The organism is Acinetobacter sp. 228, assembly GCF_048147885.1.
Genome location: NZ_JAYWYV010000066.1, coordinates 1 through 2,335 on the forward strand (window position 1 = coordinate 1; position 2,335 = coordinate 2,335).

Below are 2,335 nucleotides of genomic sequence, written 5' to 3' on the forward strand. Positions count from 1 at the left end.
GTTGATTTAAACAATGAAAATAAAATTAATGCTTGTTGCGGGTTTATGGAGTTTTACATCGTCGAGTTTTGCTCTAGATTTAGTTGAAACTTATGAGCGCGCAAAACTAAATGATCCGACGTGGCAAGCGAATCAACAACAGTTTGAAGCAGATCAGCTTAATTTAGGCTTAGCAACAGGCGCTTTACTACCAACAGTTACATTGTCTGGAAATATTACCCGTAATCGACAAACGGTAAAGCGTTCAAATTTTCCCGGTGTTGATCAGGAAGGACTTTCCGATGCTTTGGTAAGTAATACATCGACTACCAAACAAGCAACTTTATCTGCCCGTCAGCCTCTTTTTCGTATGGATGCATGGGAAGGTTATAAACAGGTTAAAACTTCGGTTGCTCTTAGTGAAATTACTTTAAAACTGCAAAAACAAGATCATGTTTTAAATGTAGCTGAAGCCTATTTTAATGTACTGCGTCAACAGGCACTTACCGCTGCATATTTACAAGAAGAAAAAGCTTTGCTTGAACAGCTCAATATGATGAACGCCAAGCTTAAAGAAGGGTTGGTAGCACGTAGTGATGTGAGTGAAGCAAATGCCCAGTATCAAAATGCCAGAGCCAACCGTATTGCTACCAATGTGCAGCTTCTATTGGCTCAAGAGCAACTATCTGAATATATTGGTCCTTATCAAGATAGGCTTGCTGTATTGAGAAGTGATTTTATCTTTCAAAAACCTTATCCGGCACAGCTCGATGAGTGGTTAGGATTAGCCCAACAGCAAAATTTAAAGATTCAACAAGCACGTTTACAAAAGCGATATGCTGAAGATCAACGTCGTGTGGAAAAAGCTGCACTTTATCCACAGATAGATGCAATGGCGAGTTATGGCTATACCAAACAAACGCCAGAAACGTTGATTTCGACTGATGGGAAGTTTGATCAGGTCGGGGTAGAAATGAACTGGAACTTATTTAATGGAGGCCGGACACGAACTTCTATTAAAAAAGCCAGTGTGGAGTTAAATAAAGCGCAAGCCCAACTTGATGCGGCCATTCGCCGTGCCAATGTCGATGTGAAAAGTGCTTTTATGCAGGTAGATACCGACCGAGCAAAACTTGAAGCAAGAAAGGCGGCAATGGACTCTTCAGCACTTGTTTCTCAAGCTTCAAAAGCAAGTTATAACGAAGGCTTAAAAAGTATGGTCGATGTTTTATTGGCGCAGCGTAATGCTTTTTCAGCAAAACAGGATTATCTTAATGCTCAGTATGACTATTTATTAAATGTATTACGTTTAAAAGCGGCTGTAGGTCAGCTAGGAGAAAAAGATTTAGTTGAATTAAACAGCTGGTTAACGTATCAGTAATAAAAAAATGCTTTTATCTGAAATTTAATTTTGTCATAAAAATTTAATGATTGATGTGTTTTAATGCTCAATCATTTTATCCCTGCGCCATCATGTTGGAGGCTTCCCTTGAGTCCGAGTAATCCGGTGTTAAGCCATCATATTTCTTCTCAATTTAATGAAGATTTGCAAGATGTGAACACAAAGTTTATGACCATGGGTGGCTTGGTCGAACAACAGGTTGCCAATGCAATTCATTCTTTGCTTGATACAGATGCGAACTTAGCAATTGATGTTCAATTTAAAGATAATGCAGTCAATCAATATGAACGTGATATTGATGAAGGGCTGACGCTGATTTTGGCACGTCGTCATCCAGCAGCAATTGACTTGCGTATGGTAATTGCCATGAGTAAAGCCAATACTGACCTAGAGCGTATTGGGGATGAAGCTGCAAAAATTGCCCGTATTGCACAAAATCTATGTGAAGAGGGCGGTTCTCCTCGTGGCTACATGGAAACACGTCATATTGGTAACCAAGTACGGGTCATGATTCATGACGCACTTGATGCTTTTGCACGTTTAGATGCAGATCAGGCATTACGTGTACTTTTAGCCGATGCTGACATTGACCGTGAATATCAGTCGGCAACGCGTACTTTAATGACTTATATGATTGAAGACCCACGTCATATTGCTCGTGTGATTAATGTCATGTGGGTTTTGCGTTCTTTAGAGCGTATCGGTGATCACGCTCGTAATATTGCTGAACAAGTCATTTACATGGCAAAAGGCTTTGATGCACGTCATACCAAAATTGAAGAAATTGAAGCAAAAGTACACGAAAAGTAATATGTGAGCTGAGATATTTAAAGGCCTTGTTTCAGACAAGGCTTTTTTATTTTTTTAAATAATATATAAAAAATTGTCCCGAACTTTGGGGGGAAGTTCAGGACTGAAAATCAATTGCATTAAGAGAAAACACGACAGGGATCG

At 39.4% G+C, this 2,335-nt stretch carries 2 protein-coding genes; both read left to right on the forward strand.

The genetic code is table 11. The features are described 5' to 3' along the window. The first annotated feature begins 28 nt into the window (after window positions 1-28). Window positions 29-1,360 (forward strand): TolC family outer membrane protein, encoded by a 1,332-nt coding sequence (locus tag VXQ92_RS15820; protein WP_108496706.1) that lies wholly within the window; start codon window positions 29-31, stop codon window positions 1,358-1,360. Window positions 1,361-1,468: 108 nt separating this feature from the next. Beyond that, window positions 1,469-2,191 carry a phosphate signaling complex protein PhoU gene (gene phoU / locus VXQ92_RS15825; RefSeq protein ID WP_000075183.1) on the forward strand — a complete coding sequence of 241 codons (723 nt, stop codon included), beginning with the start codon at window positions 1,469-1,471 and terminating at the stop codon, window positions 2,189-2,191. Window positions 2,192-2,335: the final 144 nt, after the last annotated feature.